Genomic DNA, 14,366 nt, shown 5'->3' on the forward strand with positions numbered 1-14,366 from the left:
TTCGGGGCGGCCCGTTACCCCGGCAGCGTCCTGCAAGGAGTTGCCCATGACCGACCGTCCCCGCCTTCGCGACCTTGGCCTGTCCATCGGCCGCCATCCCACGGGCCCGCGGAACACCTTCACCGACGTGGCGGGGGTGCGGGTCGGCCATTCCACCGTGCGCGAAGGCGACCGCATCCGCACGGGCGCCACGGCCATCCTTCCCCATGGCGGGAACCTGTTTCAGGACAAGACGCCGGCCGCGCTCGCCATCCTCAACGGGTTCGGCAAGCTGGCCGGCGCCACCCAGATCCAGGAGCTGGGGGAGATCGAGGCCCCGATCCTTCTGACCAACACCCTCGCCACCGGCCGCGCGATCGAGGCGTCGGTGAACTGGACCCTGTCACAGCCGGGGAACGAGCGCGTGACTTCCGTCAACGCGGTGGTGGGCGAAACCAATGACAGCCGCCTGAACGACATCCGCGCCGGCCGCCCCACGGTGGACGAGATTGCGGCCGCCCTGACCGCCGCCGGAACCGGCGTGGTGGCCGAAGGCGCCGTCGGCGCGGGCACCGGCACCGTGGCCTTCGGGCTGAAGGGTGGGATCGGCACCTCCTCCCGCGTGGTGGAAGGGTGGACGCTGGGCGTGCTGGTGCAAAGCAACTTCGGCGGCTTGCTGAAGATCGACGGGCGGGCCGTCGCGTCCGACCCGAAGCACGACCGGGACGGGTCGATCATGATCGTTGTGGCCACGGACGCCCCGCTGTCGGACCGAAATCTGCGCCGGCTGGCGGAACGCGCCTTCGGCGGTCTGGCCCGCACGGGGGCAGCGCTGTCCAACGGGTCGGGCGATTACGCGCTGGCCTTTTCCACGGCCGAGGCGCTGCGCCGCACCCCCGAACGCCGCGCCACCCTGACCGCGTGGCCGGAGCTTTCGAACGACGCGATGTCGCCCCTGTTCGAAGCCGCGATTGAGGCGACGGAGGAGGCGATCCTCAACTCCCTCCTTGCCGCGACCACGACCACCGGCTGGAACACGGCCGAGGCGCGGACGGCCACCGTCCCCGCCCTGCCCGTGCCCCTGCCCTTTCTTCAATCGTAATGCACCTTCAGCCCGGCAAAGGACTGGCTGACGGGCATCACCTCCAGCGAGTTGACGTTCATGTGGGGCGGCAGGTTGGCGATCCACCACATCGTCTCGGCCAGATCCTTGGACGTCAGGGGATTCGCGCCGGAATACAGCTTGTCATGCGCCTCGGCGCTGCCCTTGGTGCGGACCAGCGTGAATTCGCTGGTGGCCATGCCGGGTTCCAGCGACGTCACGCGGACGCCCTTGCCATGCAGGTCAGCCCGCAGGTTCAGGCTGAACTGCTTCACGAAAGCCTTGGTCGCGCCATAAACGTTGCCGCCCGGATAAGGCCAGTTCCCCGCGATGGAGGACAGGTTGATGATCCCGCCGCGCCGTTCAATCAGCGTGGGCAGAACCTCCTGCGTGATGGCGACAAGGCCCTTGGTGTTGGTGTCGATCATGGTGAACCAGTCGGTCAGCTCCACCTCCGGCACCGGCTTCGTGCCCAGCGCGAGGCCTGCATTGTTGATCAGAAGGTCGATCGCGGCGAATTCGGCGGGCAGGCGGCCAAGGGTCACGCGCATTGCGGCCACGTCCGTGACGTCGAAGACCACGCCGTGAAATCCCGCGCCCAGTTCGTCCGACAGCTCCTCCAGACGCTCGGCACGGCGGCCGGTGCCCACGACCTTCCAGCCACCGGCCACAAAGCGGCGGGCCGTTTCGCGGCCGAACCCGGCGGTGGCGCCCGTGATCAGAACGGTTTTCATCATGCTCTCCTTCTTGCGTCCGGCGCAGCCTAGGCGCGGATAGGCGGCCCGCAAAGCCTTTTCGGGGCCAGCGGGCGTTGACAGGGGGCGCGGGCTGCCCCACTGATCGGCGCTGCGAAAGGTTTCCTGCCGATGCCCCCCACACCCTCCGATCCCGCCTATGGCTTGGGCCTGTCCGACCGGCAGCGCCGCGTGGTCTTCGCGTTTCTCATGCTGTGCATGTTCATCTCCACCCTCGACAACCAGATCGTGTCGACGGCCCTTCCCACCATCGTACGGGAATTCGGCGGGATGGAGCGGTTCAGCTGGGTCGGATCGGCCTATCTGCTGGCGACGGCGGCCATCATGCCGATCTATGGCAAGCTGGGCGATCTGTTCGGGCGCAAATACGTCATGATGACGGCGGTCGCGATCTTTGCGGCCGGATCGCTGGCCTGCGCGGCGGCGGGATCGATGAACCAGCTGATCGCGGCGCGCGTGCTGCAGGGCCTGGGCGGCGGCGGGATCATGGTGTCCATCTTCGCCATCAACAGCGACCTGTTCGAACCGCGCGAACGGGCGAGGTACCAGAGCTTCTCCAGCCTCGTCCTCATGGCGTCGGGCAGCGTCGGGCCCACCGTGGGCGGCGTGCTGACGGACCATCTGGGCTGGCGGTCGATCTTCTTCGTGAACCTTCCCATCGCGCTGACGGCGCTGGTCGGACTGTATCTGCTGCTGCCGCGCATCCGCCCCGACCGCCGCCCCATCATCGACTGGGCGGGCGCCGCTACCCTGGCTGCGGCGATCACGGCGCTGGTCGTCTGGGCCGACAGCGGGCAGATCTTCGGATCATTCTTCGCCCCCGCCGCGCTGGTGCCACCGGTGGTGGCGCTGGTGGCCGCCCTTCTCTGGCTGGGGATCGAGCGTCGGGCCTCGGAGCCCATCCTCCCCCTCGGCCTGTTCCGGGACCCGGTCTATCCGCGGCTGCTGATCGTCTCCATGACCTCGGGCGGGGTGGCGATCGGGATGGTGAACTTCCACGCGCTGTTCCTGCAGATGACGACGGGGTTGTCGCCCGCCCATGCGGGGCTGTTCTTCATCGCCGTGACGGGCGGGATCGCTACGGGATCCCTGGCGGCGGGCCGGCTGATCGCGCGAAGCGGCATTTACAAGCCCGTTCTTGTCACCGGCACCGCCATCAGCGTGGTGATGCTGCTGATCCTGTCGCAGATGGGCGCGGGCACACCCCTGTGGGCCATCGCGCTGGTCCTGCTGGGCCAAGGCGTGGCGATCGGGCTGGGCCAGCAATCCCCCGTGCTGGGCGTGCAGTTGTCGGCCCCCCGCCGCGACGTGGGCGCGGCCACGGGGTCGGTCACCCTGACGCGGATGGGCGGGGCGGCGCTCGCCATCTCCATCTACGGGGCGGTGCTGGCTTCGGGGATGGACCCGTTGCAGCAGGCGACGCCTGAACAGTGGTCCCACGCCTTTTCCCGCGTCTATCTGGGCGCGGCGGCGATGGCGGTGGTCGGGCTGGTGGCGGCGCTGTCGTTGCGCACCGTCCGCATGGATCACGCGCCCGGCGTCGCCCCCCGGGAAAGGTAACGCGCCAGCGTGGGTGCGGTCAGCACTACGAACAGGAACCGGCCCACCTGCATGGTCATCACGAAGGGCACATCGACGTTCATCCCCGGAGAGGCGGCGATGATTGCCACCGTGTCGGCCCCGCCTGGGCTGGTCGCCAGAAGCGCCGTCAGAAGATCCACCCCCGCCACAAGGTGCAAGAGGTAGCCAAAGGCCGCGCAGGCCGCGATCAGCGTCAGAATGGAGGCGAGCGTGCGCGGGAAGGCCCGAGCGGCGTGGCGCACCACCTCCGGCGTGAAGCGCAGGCCGATACCGAAGCCGAGGATGGCATAGCACACCGCCAGAAGTGCCGGTGGCAAAACCAGCGGCAGGCCCAGCGCCTTCATCCCGATCCCCACCATCAGCGCCAGCACCAGCGGCCCCCCGGCAATGCGGACGCGCTGCGCCAGAAGGAACACCCCCACCGCCACAGCCACTGTCAGCGCCGCCGGTCCCACCGGCAGCGGCGGAAAGAATTCATGCGCGGGGGCCGAGGCGTCAAGGCCCATCGTCCGCGCCAGCACCGTCGCGACCACCGCGCAGCAGGCCACGCGCAGATACTGCATGAAGGCCACCAGCCGCATGTCGGCGCCGTAAGCCTCCGACATCAGCACCATGGCCGCCGCCGCCCCCGGAGAGGACCCCCAGATCGCGGTCGTGCCCGGAAACAGCCGCGCCCGCGTCATGAAATAGCCAAGGATGCCCGCCGCCACGACGCTGAACAGGATGCCCGACACGAAGACGGGCCATTCCGTCCGCAACTCTGCCACAAGATCCAGCGGGATGCTGGAGGCCATCATCAGCCCGATGAACACCTGCGCGCCGCGAAAGGCGGGTTGCGGCACCCGCACGGCCCCGCCCCGCGTGGCGAACAAGATGGCGGAGGCCATCGGCCCCAGCAGGAGGGCGGCCGGGAACTGCAGAAGCTCGAACAGGATGACGGCCGCAAGCGCCAAGGTGATCATTCCGGCCCAGCGCCGGGCGATGGGCCAATGATCCAGGGCAAAGCGGCCGTTCATCCGTTGATCCTTCTGCAAGACGTCCCTTGGGGCCGCCCTGCCCGTTACGGCAGGATGGCCCCGTCTTGTCAACCAAGACGCCCGGTCAGGCGGTCATGGAAGGCGGCGCTGCGGGCGTCCAGCCCCTCGAACGCGACTTCGGTTCCGTGATCGGCGTAGCGCGTGCGCACCGAATCCAGCGCCGCCACGGTGGAGGCGTCCCAGATCTGCGCCCGGCTCAGGTCGATGGTGACGCGGGCCGGATCCTCGGCATAGCGGAACTGCTCGAACAGGTCGTTGGAGGAGCCGAAGAACAGCGGTCCCTCCACCTCGTACCGCGCGCCGTCGGACAGGCGCCGCACGTCGATCACATGGGCCACGCGGCGGGCAAAGAACATCACCGCCAGAACCACGCCGCCGATGACGCCGATGGCAAGGTTGTGCGTGACCACCGTCAGCACCACCGTGGCCGCCATGACCAGCGTTTCGGGCAGCGGCATCAGGCGCAACGTGCCGGGCCGGACGGAATGCCAGTCCATCGTCTGCACGGCCACCACCATCATCACACCCGCCAGCGCCACCATCGGAATGCGCGCCATCACGGCCGACAGCCCCGTGACCAGCAGCAGAAGCACCAGCCCCGCGACGATCGTGGACACGCGGCTGCGCCCGCCCCCAATCTTCACGTTCACGACCGTCTGGCCGATCATCGCGCAGCCCGCGATCCCGCCATAGAACCCGGCCGCGATGTTGCCCACGCCCAGCGCCCAGGATTCCTGCCCCTTGTGGGACCGGGTGTCCGTGATCTCGTCCACCAGCTTGGCGGTCAGCAGGGATTCCAGCAGGCCCACGAAGGCGACCGAAAGGGCCGGCGCCCAGATGATCGCCAGCGTGTCCATCGTCAGGGGCACGGTCAGCTGGGTCAGACCGGGAAGGCCGGGGGCCATCTCCCCCTCTCCGCCCACATTGGGGACGTCGATGCCCGCGAACACGGCGATGGCCGTGACCAGCACAATGGCCACAAGGGCCGAAGGCACGGCGGTGGTGAGGCGCGGCAGCACCAGCACGATCGCCAGCGTCAGCGCCAGCATGGCATAGACGGCGGGCGATCCGCCCAGCACATGCGGCACCTGCGCCATGAAGATCAGGATGCCCAGCGCGTTCACAAAGCCGATCATCACCGACCGGGGGATGAAGCGCATCAGCCGCGCCAGCCCCGCCAGCCCGAAGGCGATCTGGATCGCCCCGGCCAGCAGGACCGTGGGCAGGATGTAGCCCACGCCATACCGGTGCACCATCGGCCCGATCACCAGCGCGATGGATCCGGCGGCGGCCGTGACCATGGCCGGACGCCCGCCGATCACCGAAAGGATCAGGCACATCACCACTGACGCGACCAGCGCCGTCTTCGGGTCCACGCCCGAGATGAACGAGAAGGAGATCACCTCGGGCACAAGGGCCAGCGCGGTGACGATGCCCGCCAGCGTTTCCCGTGTCAGGGCGGCGGGCGAGCGGAGGACGGACATCGCCGAGGGCGAGTCCTGGCCCCGGTGAGGGGCGGTTGCGGATTGTGTCATGGGTCTTTCGGATCCTCTACGACAATGGTCCGGTCTGCCCTTGCGAGGGGTCGGCGTTCCTGCGACCATCGACCGGATGGGCCGCCGCACATGGGGGAAGGCGTCGATCACGCAGATGCGATGAAATGTCATGCCTGCGAAGCGACGGAAAATTCTGTATCAAACGTATGGTTCTGGGAGGGACCATCAATCGGGAACACGACACATGACCGCACACCCACGCATCCGCGCAGGCATTCTGGCGATGGCCGGTGTTCTGATGGCCCTTCCGGCGGCCGCCCAAAGCCCCGCCGCGCCGGCCGCGCTTCCGGTGGGTGTGGTCACCCTTCATCGTGAGGCGGTCCCCGTTACCGTTCCGCTGACCGGTCAGGCCGCAGCCCGAAGCGAGGCGGAAATCCGTCCGCTGGTGGACGGAATCGTCACCGACATCCTTTATCAGCCGGGGGGCGAAGTAAAGGTGGGCGCACCGCTGTTCCGGATCGACCCCCGCAGCTATCAGGCCGAACTGGATTCGGCCCGGGCCGATCTGGAAAGCGCCGAGGCCGCCCTTCCCGCCGCAGAGGCCACCGTGAAACGCTACGAAGGGCTGGTCGGCACCGGCGTCACGCAGGCCGACCTGGACACCGCCCGCGCGCAGCTTCTGCAGGACCAGGCCGCCGTCAGCCGGGCCGGGGCCGCGGTGGACACCGCCCAGATCAACCTGGACCGCACCACGATCACCAGCCCGATCGACGGGGTGGCGGGCATTCCCGAAGCCTCGGTCGGCGATCTGGTCACCTCGGGGCAAAGCGACGGGCTGACCACGGTGACGACGCTGAACCCGATCTATGTGGACCTTTCGGCCGCCAGTTCGCAGATGCTTCAGGCGCGCACCCGCATCGCCAACGGCGACATGGATCCCGGGGATGAACTCCACATCTCCATCCGGCTGGAGAACGGAGAGGTGTATGACGGCACGGGCACCGTGGTCGCCATCTCCTCCACCGTGTCAACCACCACGGGCACGATCCGCATCCGGGTCGAGTTCGACAACCCCGAACGCCTGATCCTGCCGGGCATGTTCGTGCGTGCCTCGGTCACGCTGGGTACGGCGGACGCGTTCCTGATCCCGCAACTGGCCGCCAGTCTGGAACCCGACGGCACGATCAGCGTCTGGACCGTGGACGCCGAAGGCAAGGCCGCGCAGGTCAACGTCACCCCCGTGGGCAGCAGCGACAACGCCTGGATCGTGACGCAAGGGCTGGGCGACGCGCCGCAGGTCATCGTCGACAATCTTGAGGCCGTGTCCGAAGGCGCCGCCGTCACCCCGGTCGCGGTGCAGGTTTCGCCGACGGGCATCGTCGAGGCTGCGGCGAACTGATGGCCCGTTTCTTCATCCACCGCCCCGTCTTCGCCTGGGTCCTTGCCATCGTCACGATGCTCTTCGGCGTGCTGGGCATCACCACCCTGCCCATCTCGCAATACCCCGAGGTGTCGCCGCCCACGGTCCGCATCTCGGCCAGCTACACCGGCGCCTCGGCGGAAGCCGTGCAGAACTCCGTCACCACGGTGATCGAGGATGCGATGACCGGCCTCGACGGGCTGCTCTACATGACGTCCTCCTCGTCCCGGGGCAGTTCGTCGATCTCGATGGTGTTCGACGACAGCGTGGACGGCGACGACGCGCAGGTGGACGTGCAGAACCAGTTACAAAGGGTCACGAGCCAGCTGCCCGACGTGGTGCAGGACGACGGCGTGACGGTGCGGCAGTCCACCACCTCCATCCTGATGGTGGGGGCGCTGGTGTCCAAGGACAACACCTACAACGCCCTGCAACTGGCCGACATGCTGGAGGAAACCGTCGAAGGCCCCGTCCAGCGCACGCCGGGCGTGTCGGGCATCAACGTCTTCGGATCGGGCTATGCCATGCGGGTCTGGCTGGATCCCGACCGGCTGGTGCAGTATCAGCTGACCCCCGCCGACGTGACAAGCGCCGTGTCGGCGCAGAACAGCACTGTCACAGTCGGTTCGCTGGGCGATCAGCCGGTGACGGACGGCCAGCAGTTCACGGCCGAGATCACGGCCCAAAGCCAGCTGACCACGGTGGACGAATTCCGCAACATCCTGCTGAAGACGGGCGAGGACGGGGCCGCCGTCCGCCTCGGCGACGTCGCGCGGGTGGAGATCGGGCAAGAGGAATACGGCCGCGACAGCCGCTTTTCCGGGTCCAACGCGGCGGGCTTCGGCGTGAACTTGCAGACGGGGGCCAACGCGGTGGAAACCGCCGCCGCCGTCCGCGCCACCCTGTCGGGCCTTGCCAACGCCTTCCCCGAAGGCGTGGAGATCGCCTATGCCTACGACACCTCCCCCTTCGTGGAACTGTCGATCGAGAAGGTGGAGCACACGCTGATCGAGGCCATCGTGCTGGTCTTCATCGTGATGTTCGTCTTCCTGCAGAACTGGCGCGCCACGCTGATCCCGACGCTGGCCGTGCCAGTCGTGCTGCTGGGCACCTTCGGCGTGCTGTCGGTGCTGGGCTATTCCATCAACACGCTGACCATGTTCGCCATGGTGCTGGCCATCGGCCTTCTGGTGGACGACGCCATCGTCGTGGTGGAAAACGTCGAACGCGTGATGGAGGAGGAAGGCCTGGGTCCCGTGGAGGCGACGGAGAAATCCATGGGCCAGATCACCAGCGCCCTTGTGGGCATCGGCCTGATCCTGTCAGTGGTGTTCCTGCCCATGGCCTTCTTCGGCGGATCGACGGGCATCATCTACCGCCAGTTCTCCATCACCATCATCTCGGCCATGGTGCTGTCGGTGCTGGTGGCGCTGATCCTGACGCCGGCCCTGTGCGCCACGCTGCTGCGCCCGCGCAACCACGGGGGCGGCATCGCGCCCGCGCGCTGGTTCAACCGCAACTTCGACCGCTTCACCAACGGCTATGTCGGCATCAACCGCCGGCTGGTCCAGCGGCCGTTCCTGGCGCTGACGGCGCTTCTGGCGGTGGTCGGTCTCATCTGGGCGATGTTCACGGCCATCCCGTCCTCGTTCCTGCCGCAAGAGGATCAGGGATCGCTGATGGTGCGCGTGCGCCTGCCCGAAGGATCCACCAGCGCCCAGACCAACGCCGTCATGAAAACGGCCGAGGAGTATCTTCTGACAAGGGAAAGCGACGCCATCGCCAGCACCTTCGCGGCCCTTGGTTTCGGCTTTGGCGGCAATTCGCAGAACAGCGGGATGATCTTCGTCAAGATGAAGGAGTTCGACCTGCGCGCCGACGACCCGGATCTGGGCGCCGCCGCCGTGGCGCAGCGGGCGAACGCGCATTTCCGCAAGACGCTGCGCGGCGGCACGGTGCAGGTCATGCAGCCCCCGGCGATCCCCGGCATGGGCAACAGCGCGGGTTTCTCGATGTACATGATCGACCAGTCCGGCCAAGGGCTGGAAGCGATGCGCGAGGCGGCGAACCAGCTTGTCGCCAACGCCGAGGCCGACGGCCAGATCACCAACCTTCAGGGGAACGAGGATCAGGACAGGACCGCCATGCGCATCGACATCGACGCGCAGAAGGCCGAAAGCTACGGCCTGACGCTGACGGACGTGAACGCCATGCTCAGCGTCATCTTCTCGGGGCGCAACGTCAACGACTTTGAGATGGGGAGCGAGCTGCGCCCCGTGATCGTGCAGGGCGACGCCCCGTTCCGGATGCAGCCCGACGACGTGCAGCGCTGGCACGCCCGCAATTCGGACGGAGAGATGGTGCCTTTCCCGTCCTTCGCCTCGCTCAGCTGGGAAACGGTTCCGGCCTCGCTCAGCCGCTATGGCGGAAGTGCCGCGATCCAGATTCAGGGCGCGCCGGTGGAAGGCGTGTCGTCCGGCGAGGCGATGACCCGGATGGAGGAGCTGGTGGCCGAACTTCCCGGCGGCTACGGATCCGCCTGGACGGGGCTGTCCTATCAGGAACGGCTGTCGGGGTCGCAGGCCCCGTTCCTTTACGCCATTTCCGTGCTGGTGGTGTTCCTGTGCCTGGCGGCGCTGTACGAAAGCTGGACGATCCCGATCTCGGTCATGCTGGCGGTTCCGGTGGGGGTGCTGGGCGCGCTGGGGGCGGCGCTGCTGATGGGGCAATCGAACGACGTCTATTTCAAGGTGGGCCTGCTGACGACCATCGGCCTTGCGGCCAAGAACGCGATCCTGATCGTGGAATTTGCGGTCGACCTGCAAAAGCAGGGCAAGGGGCTGATCGAGGCGACGCTGGAAGCCGCCCGCCAGCGCCTGCGCCCGATCCTCATGACCTCGTTCGCGTTCATCCTGGGGGTTGTGCCCTTGGCCACCGCCACCGGGGCCGGCGCCGGGGCGCAGAACGCCATCGGCATCGGGGTGCTGGGGGGCATGACCTCGGCCACCGCATTGGGCATCTTCCTGGTGCCCGCCTTCTTTGTCGGCGTCCGCCGACTGTTTTCGCGCAAAGGAAAGACTCAATGACCCGTCCCCTTCTTGTCCTGCTGATGCTCTCCACGGCAGGCTGCGCGGTCGGGCCCGACTACAAGGCGCCGGAGATTCGTCTCGCTTCCACCTTCGCCGAAAGCAGCGCCGGCCCGATCGGCGAGGTGGCGTCGCGCCGCTGGTGGACCCGCTACAGCGATCCGGTGCTGAACGATCTTGTGGCGCGGGGGCTGGGGCAGAACCTGGATCTGGCCGCATCCAACGAACGCATCGCGGCGGCGAACGCGGCGCTGCGCCAGACCGGCCTGTCGGCCGCCGTGGACGGCAGCGCCACCTTCAGCAGCGATCGCAGCGGCAGCGATCTGCAACCCATTACCACCCAGTCCGGCACCACGCTGAACGCGCAGTTCGTGATCGACCTGTTCGGCGGCGTGCGCCGGGCCCGTCAGGCGGCGCTGGCCAACCTGGGGGCGGCGCAGGCGGATGTGGGCGTGACGCGGCTGGCCTATCTCAGTTCCATCCTCGGGGCCTATATCGACGCGCGCTATTACCAGAACGCGCTGGAACTGACGCGCAAGACCATCGCCAGCCGCCAGCGCACGCTGGAGATCACGCAGAACCAGCGCGCCTCGGGGGCCGCGACCGAGTTGGACGAGGTTCAGGTCCAGGCCCTTCTGGACAGCGCCCGAGCCGACCTGCCGGGGCTGGAGGCGAACTTCCTCGCCAACGTCTATGCCATGGCCACGCTTCTGGCCGAACCCGCGCAGCCCTTGGTGGCGCGGATGCAGCGGGGTGCGCCCCAACCCTATCCGCGCGACACGGGCGGCATCGGCATTCCGGCCGATCTGGTCCGCAACCGGCCCGACGTGCGGCAGGCCGAACGGCAGTTCGCGCAGGCCGTGGCGCAGGTCGGGGTGGCCACGGCGCAGCTTTATCCGTCGGTCACGCTGTCCGGTTCCGTGTCCGAAGGGGGCAGCAACGGGTGGAGCTTCGGGCCTTCGATCGCGCAGGCCATCCTGAACCAGCCGCAACTGCGCGCCGCACGGGAAGAGGCCGCGTCCGAGGCGCGCCAGTCCGAGATCGCGTGGCGCCAAAGCGTGCTGGACGCGGTGGAGGATGTGCAATCGGCCAACAGCACCTTCCGCCGCGACGGACGGCGCGTGGCGCTGCTGAACCGGTCGGTGAATTCCTACCAGCGGGCGCTGGACCTGTCGCAGCAGAACTTCGAGGCCGGGGCCCTGTCGCTGCTGGATCTTCTGGACACGGACCGTTCGCTGGCCTCGGCGCGGCTCAGCCTCGCCTCGGCGCTGCGCGATCAGGCGGTGGACTGGGCCACGCTGCAGATCGCGCTGGGGGCCGGCGCCTATCCGGCCCTCTAGGTCACTTGGGCATCGCGCCGCAGAACCCGCCCGAGGTGGGCAGCCCCGACCCGAAGGCCAGCGCCGCGGGCGCCTTGTAGGGGTTGGGCGGGGCGCCCGTGGCGTCCAGCGCCACCACGCCTAGGATGAAGGCCAGCGCGAGGCCTGCCGTCAGGTGCCGCGTCATGCCCGACCCTCCAGCCCCAGAAGCGGGCGCAGGCGGACGCCCACCAGACTGCCCGCGAAACCGGCCACGAACCACGCCCAGCCGTGCAGGCTGCCGGTGGAGATGCCGGAGAAGAACGCCCCCACGTTGCAGCCAAAGGCAAGCCGCGAGGAATAGCCGAGCAGCAGCCCCGCCACCACCGTCGCGATCCACGCGCGGGCCGGCAGCTTCGGCAAGGGCTGCGACAACCCGCCCCGCTTCCACGCAACGATCAGGAACGCCCCGCCGATGATCCCGAAATTGGTGAGCGAGGTGATGTCGGTCAGCACGCTTTGCCCCACGCGGGCGGCGTTGCCCGGGGCCGACCAGAAGGCCGAACCCGACAGGTCCGCGCCCAGCGCCGTCGCCCCCTTGGCCACCCACAGCCCCAAGCCGTAGACGACACCCCAGGGCTGCCCGGCCACGACAAGGTTCGCCAGCGCCAGCGCCGCCAGCAGCGCCGCCGCCACGATCAGCCGGGCCGGAATGCGCCGGGTTCCGGGGGCGGCGATGGCCAGCGCCACCACGGCCACAAGCGCCAGAAGGCCCAGCGTGACAGCAAGCCCCGTGGTCCCGTGCAGTACCAGGATCGGAAGCGATCCCAGATCCGTCCACCAGACAAGGTTCAGCGCCCCGAAGAAGCTGCCGATGCAGAAGAAGGGCAGCGCCAGCAGGCTGACGGGGTTGCCGCTGCCCGCGTTCACCAGCGTGCCCGACCCGCAGCCCAGCACGATCTGCATGGCCGCGCCGAAGACGAAGGCCCCGCCCACCATGGCAAAGCCAATGGGCGCCTGCGCGCCCGAAAGTTCGGCGCCATGCGTGCTCAGCATCGGGAAGGCCACGATCGCCACAAGGGCGATGGCCAGAAGCTGCGCCAGAAGGCCCGCAGGCTCCCTCCGCAGGATCATCGCCCGCCACGGGCCGGCAAAGCCGAAGCGCAGGCCTTCCAGCACGAGGCCGATGCCAAGGCCGATCGCCAGCAACAGGCCATAGCGCACGCCCGCCGTTAGCGTCACTGCCACGACGGCGCCCAGCGCACCCAGCACCAGAAGCCCCCGTTTCGCGCCCACCCCTGCGGGCGCCGCCGCCGTCATCGCCGTCATCAGTTGCTACCCCTGATCTGACGCAGGAAGTTGTCCATCGCGCTGGGCACGTTGGCCATCTCACCTTCGCCATGGCTGTAGCCGACGATGGAGTCGGGATAGAGCTTCACATTCGGCAGGCCCGCCAGTTCCGACAGGGCGAACCATTCGGTGGCCGCCCAGTGGCCGGTGTTGCAGAAGGCCACGACCTCGGGCTGCTGGTCCAAGCCTAGCTTCGCCGCCACGGCCTTGGCGCTGCCCGCATCGCCCATGCGCGGCGTGCCGTCGAACCAGACGGAATGGGGCACGTTCTCGGCCCCCGGCAGGGTGCCCGGACGGTCGGCCGCGGGGTGCGACTGCTGCCCTTCGAAGAAGGCCGGCGGGCGGGCGTCGATCAGCGCGGCGGGCTTGTCGCCGGCCACAACCTCATCAACCTCCCCTTCCGTGGCCAGCCACTGGTCCGAGAAGGTGATGTCCACGTCCGACGGCAGCGGGGTCACCGCCTCGGTCTGCACGGGAAGGCCCGCGTCGCGCCACGCGTTCATGCCGCCGTTCAGGATGGCCAGCTGGCTGACGCCCGAGGATTTGAGCGTCCAGTAGACCCGCGCCGCCGCGCCGAAATCGCTGTCATCCTTGCCCTGGTGCACCACCAGAACGGGCCGGTCCAGCGTCACGCCCAAGGATTGCAGGGTCGCTTCCAGCTCGTCTTCGGGGACCAGTTCGCCGGGGTTGGCGGCGGGGCCGCGGAACAGGGCGTAGGGCGCGGACACCGCGCCTTCGATGTGGCCCTTGTCATACCCCGTCTCGCGGATGTCGAGAATCAGGGGCGATCCCGATCCCGCGACCTCTCCGGGGGCAAGAAGCGGGCCGAAGGGTGCGGCGGACGCCACGGTGGCCCAGCCGGCGACGGCAAGGGCGGAAAGGAGAAACGTCTTCATGTGGATGTCCCGTCTGGTGGGTTGCCCCTCATGTCATCTCTTTGCCGCCGGATCGCAAGGCCTGTCCGTTTGGGCGAAAAGGCCCCGCTGCGATGGACGTTTTCCGCATAGGCAACGCGACCGAATGTTGGCCCCGCAAACGGGAAACCTGCGAACATCCTTCCGCTGAAGCGTCATTTTGTGAACTCGTGTTCCTTTTCACGATTTGTCTTGCAGGCCCATCGGCAACTGCATAGCTTTGCGTCGAACGCTTGTTGGGGTGTCCCGTCACGGGGCTGAGAGGTGCTTGGCATCGACCCATCGAACCTGATCCGGGTCATGCCGGCGGAGGGAACGAGTGGACCATCGACACTGTCCCCCCGGGAC

Annotated in this window: 11 protein-coding genes and 1 riboswitch; of the genes, 5 read left to right on the forward strand and 6 right to left on the reverse strand. The window is 68.2% G+C overall.

Annotation, left to right across the window (positions count from 1 at the left end):
- Positions 1-46: 46 nt before the first annotated feature.
- Positions 47-1,081 carry a P1 family peptidase gene (locus PIJ50_RS08020; protein WP_271974245.1) on the forward strand — a complete coding sequence of 345 codons (1,035 nt, stop codon included), beginning with the start codon at positions 47-49 and terminating at the stop codon, positions 1,079-1,081.
- Here PIJ50_RS08020 and PIJ50_RS08025 read toward each other — a convergent pair.
- A complete protein-coding gene (locus PIJ50_RS08025; RefSeq protein WP_271974247.1) occupies positions 1,072-1,815 on the reverse strand; it encodes an SDR family NAD(P)-dependent oxidoreductase in 744 nt (247 codons plus the stop codon). The genes PIJ50_RS08020 and PIJ50_RS08025 overlap by 10 nt on opposite strands.
- 132 nt (positions 1,816-1,947) lie before the next feature.
- Here PIJ50_RS08025 and PIJ50_RS08030 point away from each other — a divergent pair, with 132 nt between their 5' ends.
- Positions 1,948-3,396: an MDR family MFS transporter gene (locus PIJ50_RS08030; RefSeq protein ID WP_271974249.1), complete on the forward strand. Its 1,449-nt coding sequence runs from the start codon at positions 1,948-1,950 to the stop codon at positions 3,394-3,396.
- Here the strand turns inward: PIJ50_RS08030 and PIJ50_RS08035 are convergent.
- Both PIJ50_RS08035 and PIJ50_RS08040 read right to left on the reverse strand, forming a co-directional pair.
- Entirely contained in the window at positions 3,363-4,433 is a 1,071-nt protein-coding gene (locus tag PIJ50_RS08035) for an AbrB family protein (RefSeq protein ID WP_271974251.1), read from the reverse strand. The genes PIJ50_RS08030 and PIJ50_RS08035 overlap by 34 nt on opposite strands.
- 68 nt (positions 4,434-4,501) lie before the next feature.
- Complete coding sequence (locus PIJ50_RS08040) at positions 4,502-5,989, reverse strand: SulP family inorganic anion transporter (protein WP_271974253.1); 1,488 nt, start codon at positions 5,987-5,989, stop codon at positions 4,502-4,504.
- Between the two features lie 205 nt (positions 5,990-6,194).
- Between PIJ50_RS08040 and PIJ50_RS08045 the strand changes: the two genes are divergently transcribed.
- From PIJ50_RS08045 to PIJ50_RS08055, 3 genes are read left to right on the forward strand one after another with little or no spacing between them, the layout of a single operon-like run.
- Positions 6,195-7,349, forward strand: a complete 1,155-nt coding sequence (locus tag PIJ50_RS08045) for an efflux RND transporter periplasmic adaptor subunit (RefSeq protein WP_271974254.1) — start codon at positions 6,195-6,197, stop codon at positions 7,347-7,349.
- Complete coding sequence (locus tag PIJ50_RS08050; RefSeq protein ID WP_271974256.1) at positions 7,349-10,456, forward strand: multidrug efflux RND transporter permease subunit; 3,108 nt, start codon at positions 7,349-7,351, stop codon at positions 10,454-10,456. The genes PIJ50_RS08045 and PIJ50_RS08050 overlap by 1 nt, the downstream gene beginning before the upstream one ends.
- Positions 10,453-11,796, forward strand: a complete 1,344-nt coding sequence (locus PIJ50_RS08055) for an efflux transporter outer membrane subunit (protein WP_271974257.1) — start codon at positions 10,453-10,455, stop codon at positions 11,794-11,796. The genes PIJ50_RS08050 and PIJ50_RS08055 overlap by 4 nt, the downstream gene beginning before the upstream one ends.
- Position 11,797: 1 nt before the next feature.
- On the opposite strand, the gene PIJ50_RS08060 is transcribed toward PIJ50_RS08055, so the two are convergent.
- Genes PIJ50_RS08060 through PIJ50_RS08070 form a run of 3 tightly spaced genes read right to left on the reverse strand, consistent with a single transcriptional unit; the run spans position 11,798 to position 14,000 of the window.
- Entirely contained in the window at positions 11,798-11,962 is a 165-nt protein-coding gene (locus tag PIJ50_RS08060) for a hypothetical protein (RefSeq protein ID WP_271974259.1), read from the reverse strand.
- Positions 11,959-13,083, reverse strand: coding sequence for a YeeE/YedE thiosulfate transporter family protein (locus PIJ50_RS08065; RefSeq protein WP_271974261.1), 1,125 nt, complete (start codon positions 13,081-13,083; stop codon positions 11,959-11,961). Before PIJ50_RS08065 ends, PIJ50_RS08060 begins: the two co-directional genes overlap by 4 nt.
- Positions 13,083-14,000 carry a sulfurtransferase gene (locus tag PIJ50_RS08070; RefSeq protein ID WP_271974262.1) on the reverse strand — a complete coding sequence of 306 codons (918 nt, stop codon included), beginning with the start codon at positions 13,998-14,000 and terminating at the stop codon, positions 13,083-13,085. The genes PIJ50_RS08065 and PIJ50_RS08070 overlap by 1 nt, the downstream gene beginning before the upstream one ends.
- 245 nt (positions 14,001-14,245) lie before the next feature.
- Positions 14,246-14,350: riboswitch (TPP riboswitch) on the forward strand.
- The last annotated feature ends 16 nt before the right edge of the window (positions 14,351-14,366 follow it).

It is taken from the genome of Falsirhodobacter sp. 20TX0035 (genome assembly GCF_028307215.1).
Taxonomy (GTDB): domain Bacteria; phylum Pseudomonadota; class Alphaproteobacteria; order Rhodobacterales; family Rhodobacteraceae; genus Falsirhodobacter.

Bases quoted from the DNA above. Each gene is read 5' to 3' on its own strand.
- PIJ50_RS08020 (WP_271974245.1), top strand. From the start codon at position 47: ATGACCGACCGTCCCCGCCTTCGCGACCTTGGCCTGTCCATCGGCCGC.
- PIJ50_RS08025 (WP_271974247.1), bottom strand. From the start codon at position 1,815: ATGAAAACCGTTCTGATCACGGGCGCCACCGCCGGGTTCGGCCGCGAA.
- PIJ50_RS08030 (WP_271974249.1), top strand. From the start codon at position 1,948: ATGCCCCCCACACCCTCCGATCCCGCCTATGGCTTGGGCCTGTCCGAC.
- PIJ50_RS08035 (WP_271974251.1), bottom strand. From the start codon at position 4,433: ATGAACGGCCGCTTTGCCCTGGATCATTGGCCCATCGCCCGGCGCTGG.
- PIJ50_RS08040 (WP_271974253.1), bottom strand. From the start codon at position 5,989: ATGACACAATCCGCAACCGCCCCTCACCGGGGCCAGGACTCGCCCTCG.
- PIJ50_RS08045 (WP_271974254.1), top strand. From the start codon at position 6,195: ATGACCGCACACCCACGCATCCGCGCAGGCATTCTGGCGATGGCCGGT.
- PIJ50_RS08050 (WP_271974256.1), top strand. From the start codon at position 7,349: ATGGCCCGTTTCTTCATCCACCGCCCCGTCTTCGCCTGGGTCCTTGCC.
- PIJ50_RS08055 (WP_271974257.1), top strand. From the start codon at position 10,453: ATGACCCGTCCCCTTCTTGTCCTGCTGATGCTCTCCACGGCAGGCTGC.
- PIJ50_RS08060 (WP_271974259.1), bottom strand. From the start codon at position 11,962: ATGACGCGGCACCTGACGGCAGGCCTCGCGCTGGCCTTCATCCTAGGC.
- PIJ50_RS08065 (WP_271974261.1), bottom strand. From the start codon at position 13,083: ATGACGGCGATGACGGCGGCGGCGCCCGCAGGGGTGGGCGCGAAACGG.
- PIJ50_RS08070 (WP_271974262.1), bottom strand. From the start codon at position 14,000: ATGAAGACGTTTCTCCTTTCCGCCCTTGCCGTCGCCGGCTGGGCCACC.